The organism is uncultured Gimesia sp., from assembly GCF_937910335.1.
Taxonomy (GTDB): Bacteria; Planctomycetota; Planctomycetia; order Planctomycetales; family Planctomycetaceae; genus Gimesia.
On record NZ_CALEMX010000052.1, the window covers coordinates 1 to 4,843 of the forward strand.

A 4,843-nucleotide genomic window follows, 5' to 3' on the forward strand; every position below is an offset into this window, starting at 1 on the left:
AATCGTTCCCCCTGAAACGCATGCGCACTCTCTAACAAAGATCGTGTCAGCGAAGCGGTACTGTCCCCCCAAGCAAAACGGGCTGCAAAATAGTGATCCCAGGGGTTACCATCAGGCATGGTTTGCACTTCGAGTTCAATTTTCACATCCAGAACTGGCCGTCCGCGCCAAAGCTGGAATGTCTGTCGAAATGTCGCCAGAGTACTCTCACTTACCTGGTCATAAATTTCGCCGGTCGAAATGATTTCTCCCATACCAGGCCCGTCGCACGTCAGTTCCACCTTCACTTCACGTACTGCCGAATAAGGAGTTTTCGTTTCTACATCACCTAAAGCGCCCGGGGTTGTAATATTACGCTGATACGGAAACCGAAACGCGAGTTGCTGACTTAATCGATTGGGTTTTCGTCCGTATTCCTTGATTTGTGCAATCCCGCCGGTCTCTTCATGAATATGAACTTCAAAGTATTCATTTCTGAGTAAGAGCGGCTCGGCGATCGGCACATTATTTTTCACAGGTGCGGCAGGAGACTTTCCGGGTTGTAACCAGACAAAACCGGCACCGGGAATTTCTACAACAGCTTTTTTCTGCCGCTCATCAAATTGCGTAACAATGACAGCAGCATTTGCTTGGGGTTCATGTTCAAAATCGGGCAGCTCAACAACCACTCTTCTGGTAAATGACAGTGAGTTTAACAACAACACGCCACTCTGTTGACTTGCACCTTGAAGAATAATTTGTGCCAGTTTTGACACACCTGTTTCACGAAATCCCTGCAAACAAGTGACTGCGTTTTGAATCGATTCTTCGCTGGCATCGGAGTGCCCCCGTTCCACATCCTTTTCGACTTTTAAAAGCGCGGGATCTTCTATCGTCTGTCCCAACAATGCATGTGAAACCGATTCAAACCAACGCCCGGCGGTAAATTCATCGTGTCTTTGAAAATGATCGATGAATCGGCTGAGCGGGTCAGGTTTTCGCATCGCTACCAGTTGACTCAAAAAGGGCGACAGGTATTCGCGTGCATCATAAGAAGAGTGCCTGCCCGAGGACTCCGTGTTTTGAAAAAAATCATTCAGTAATACAAAACTGCCCAGCACCGGTGCATAGCGATGAATGCGTTTAAAGTCTTCAAAAAAAGGAGATTTCACATCAGGCCAATGCGCAAACATCAAGGCTCCCACCTGATCTTCTTCCATCGATTCGGCCATACGCTGAGGAAAGCGAAGGTAACCTGAGGATCCTTCCGCGGACATCGGGATACGGGAAAAAGCATCCAGAATCGTTCCATCAGCTCCTTCCCAGTGAATTTTACTCTGCTCATAATCGGGATAAATCCCATCATCGAGAACCAGATGCAAGGCAGAATGAAATCCGAATCGATGTAATAACATCGGCAGGATCGAAGCCAGGCCAAAACGTCGTCTGGCCCAGGTGGTGGGCGCACGACCGGTCAGATCCTGAATCTGTTGCATCCCAGACTGGAGCTGCCAGATGAGAGACTCCACTGGTACGACAGGAATTGCAATCTGATCCTGCTCGCCGCCGATAATTTCAGTTTCTTGATTATCACAACTCGTTTTCAGGAGTTCGATCAGATCCGGATTTTTTGTGGCGATGTCATCCAGATCATCGGCGGTCACCAGAATGTTAACGGGCCTCTCGTCGGCGACCGCCTGTTTCAGAGAATCATTCACCCATTCCGGCGTTAACAGGCACAAGTCAATCAAATAACAGTCAATCGGGTAAAATCGTTCACGATTTTCGAGCAGAACCTCAAAACATCCTTTTAAATGTGCGCGGGCTGCTTCGATATCATTTGCCAAAGCAGCATCGGCGGCAGCGATCGCTTCGCGCTGGATAGTTGCTTCATCCAGACTACTGAAGTGATGCATGCACCGTGTTAATAACTCCAACTGAATATAACAGATCCCCAGCGCATAAAAGTCAGCAACCAGATCTGCTGACAATTCCGGCTCCGCATTCGTTTCTTCTTCGTGATGTAACGGCTTCAGCGCAGCCTCTGCCATTTCATCGCGTTTAATTTTCCCACTGACTACAGTCGCTCCATTCGACTCCGCTTCTTCGATCCAGCCGTATGGCAGCCAGTCTTCAGAAGTCTTGGGAATTAGCAGTAAACGATCTGCTAGGAACTGAGGTGGTTCATCGGAACGATGCCAGCTGGGAATGACCCTCGAAGATGCCAGCAGTTCAGGATGCCAGGCGACTGCAAAGGCATTTAATAGGCTCTCGGCGTCTTTTTCTTCCAGTTCCGTGGGAAAATCTTCAAGACTGTGGCAGGGAATCAATATTACAATATCATTGTATGTCATTGTCTTACAATGCTTTATAAACGTAATAACATGCTAATATTGAGTGTGTGACAACATCTGTTCGCCTCTCAGACAGTGTTAAGCATAAGCAAACTCGCGTTGAGTATCTATAGTCCCGTATCTGACAGGTTCCATAATTCGCAAATGCCTGACTATCTTCTACTTAAAGATGGTGTAACAAAACAAGAAAACATAAACGTCAGTACACTTTCTGTTTAAAAAACCTTTATTCTCCATCCATCAAAAATCCGAGAAAATCGTAATTAATACAGAATCATGGGGAACTATCCTGTTTCACTACTCGTCGAATCAATTAAGAGAACCAAAAATTATCATCAAATTTGATGAATTCAACTCAAATTTCAGCTATCATCAGAAAATAGTCGGGTTGATTTATTTAATTTTCAGGAAGTCGTTTTCAAACATCTGTTATTTCATTGACTTTATAAGAAACCCTGTGATAGCTTTATGTTAGGGAATAATTTGTTCTATAGATGGTTCCTGACACATCTTGTACTTTAACTGCGTAAATCAATAACGATCTTGCTGACCTGAAAAGGTTCCTTTCAGCAGGAAAATGGCGCTTCTTTAATTATTTCGAAACCTTTCCGGATTGATCTGCTTTTTCAAAGTCAGGTTTATCCAGAATGCAGGAGTAACCAGACACATGGCAGATAATCAAGCTGTTTGGGGCATTGAAATTGGGCAAGCCGGTTTAAAGGCAATTCGACTTCGCTATGCCGAAGCCGCCGATCAGGTTATTGCAGTTGCCTTTGATTATATTCCGCATCCCAAAATTTTGAGCCAGCCCGATGCTGTGCCTGATGAATTAATCAACCAGTCTCTGGAAACCTTTCTTTCGCGAAATGAAACGAGTGGCGACCTGATTGCAATCAGCGTACCCGGACAGACATCGCTGGCCCGCTTTATCCAGCTGCCACCTGTTCAATCCAGTCGTGTTCCCGAAATCGTAAAGTATGAAGCCAAACAACAGATCCCCTTTGCTTTGGAAGATGTGATCTGGGATTTTCAGCCTTTGGGAGGAGGCGTGGAAGAAAGTGGTTACATGCTGGACGCGGAAGTTGGTATTTTCGCTATGAAGCGAGAGCAGGTTTTGCACGCACTGCAACCATTTCTTTCACGAAAAATTGAAGTTGAATTAATTCAGATCGCTCCATTGGGTCTTTACAATACACTTTGTTATGACTCATTGGGAATTCGTCCCGGTCAGGAATACGAGGGAAATCCTGAAGAGTCCGCAATTGTCGTCGATATGGGTGCAGACAGCACCACACTGATGGTGACGAACGGCAACAAAATCTGGATTCGTAATGTTCCCATTGGTGGTAATCACTTTACACGTGCATTAACCAAAGAGATGAAACTTACGTTTGCCAAAGCGGAGCATCTTAAATGCAATGCCACTCGTTCGGAAGACCCTCGTGCCGTTTTCCAGGCTTTACGCCCCGTCTTTAATGAATATGTTTCAGAAATCCAGCGGTCGATTGGTTACTTTTCCAGCGTAAACCGTGATGCAAAAATATCGAAGGTTTATGGAACAGGCAATGGTTTCAAACTGGCCGGCCTCCAAAAGTTCTTACAACAGAACCTGCAGTATGAAGTCGAGCGGCTCGATGATTTTCAGTCGTTGGTTGGCGATGCTGTTCTTAACGAACCTCTCTTCCAGGACAACATTCTGACATTTACGGTCCCCTATGGTATCGCATTACAGGCTTTGCAGCAGACAACGATCCGGACTACGCTGCTGCCTCCCGAAATTGCGACTGCCCGTAAAATCCGTCGCAAAAAACCCTGGGCGGTTGTCTCAGCGGCAGCATTACTAGTAGGTCTTTGCATCTCAGCAGTGGGCTACAGTAATGTTGCGAACTCCCTCAGCAAGGACCGCTTCGGGAGTGTCGAAGACAAAGTAAAAAGTTTAACTACACAAGTTTCCGGATATCAGTCCAGCTACGATGCCGCGGCGAGTGAATTTACCTCTAAGGTTGAGAAGGGAAATAAACTCGTCTGGAATCTGGACACACGAGACGATTGGCTGGAAGTATTCAAAACGATTAATGAATGCCTGCCAAGGGATATTGGAGACCAAATCGACAATGAGCAAATCGAGAAAAGAAATCAGATCAAACTTCCTGGCATTACAGTGAAACACTACAGTGATTTGAATGAATGGTTTGAGAAAATCCCTGAACGGTCAAAGACATCCTATATGCTGAAGGCAGATCAGGAAAAAGCACCGGAAGGCGAGGGATTTGTCTTTACCCTGAAGGGTTTACATTATCACCATGATGAATCGAAACCCACAACTGATGTTGGCATTTTGTATGTCAATGAAACCCTCCTGAAAAACTTACAGTCATGGACTGTTAAAAATCCGGAGTCAGCGCCCGTTGATGTACGAAAAATGGGCATCACACACGCTGTGATTCTGAAAGATCAACGACTTCCTTTTGAGTTCTATCCAAAACACTATCTTTCTTATTAATTTTCGG

Annotated in this window: 2 protein-coding genes; one reads left to right on the forward strand and one right to left on the reverse strand. The window is 45.5% G+C overall.

Annotation, left to right across the window (positions count from 1 at the left end; genetic code table 11):
- Window positions 1–2,333 (reverse strand): hypothetical protein (locus tag Q0668_RS02075; RefSeq protein WP_298859442.1); only part of this gene is annotated, 2,333 nt, incomplete at its 3' end.
- A gap of 667 nt (window positions 2,334–3,000) precedes the next feature.
- On the opposite strand from Q0668_RS02075, the gene pilM reads away from it, so the two are divergent.
- Window positions 3,001–4,836, forward strand: coding sequence for a type IV pilus assembly protein PilM (pilM, locus tag Q0668_RS02080; RefSeq protein ID WP_298859445.1), 1,836 nt, complete (start codon window positions 3,001–3,003; stop codon window positions 4,834–4,836).
- The last annotated feature ends 7 nt before the right edge of the window (window positions 4,837–4,843 follow it).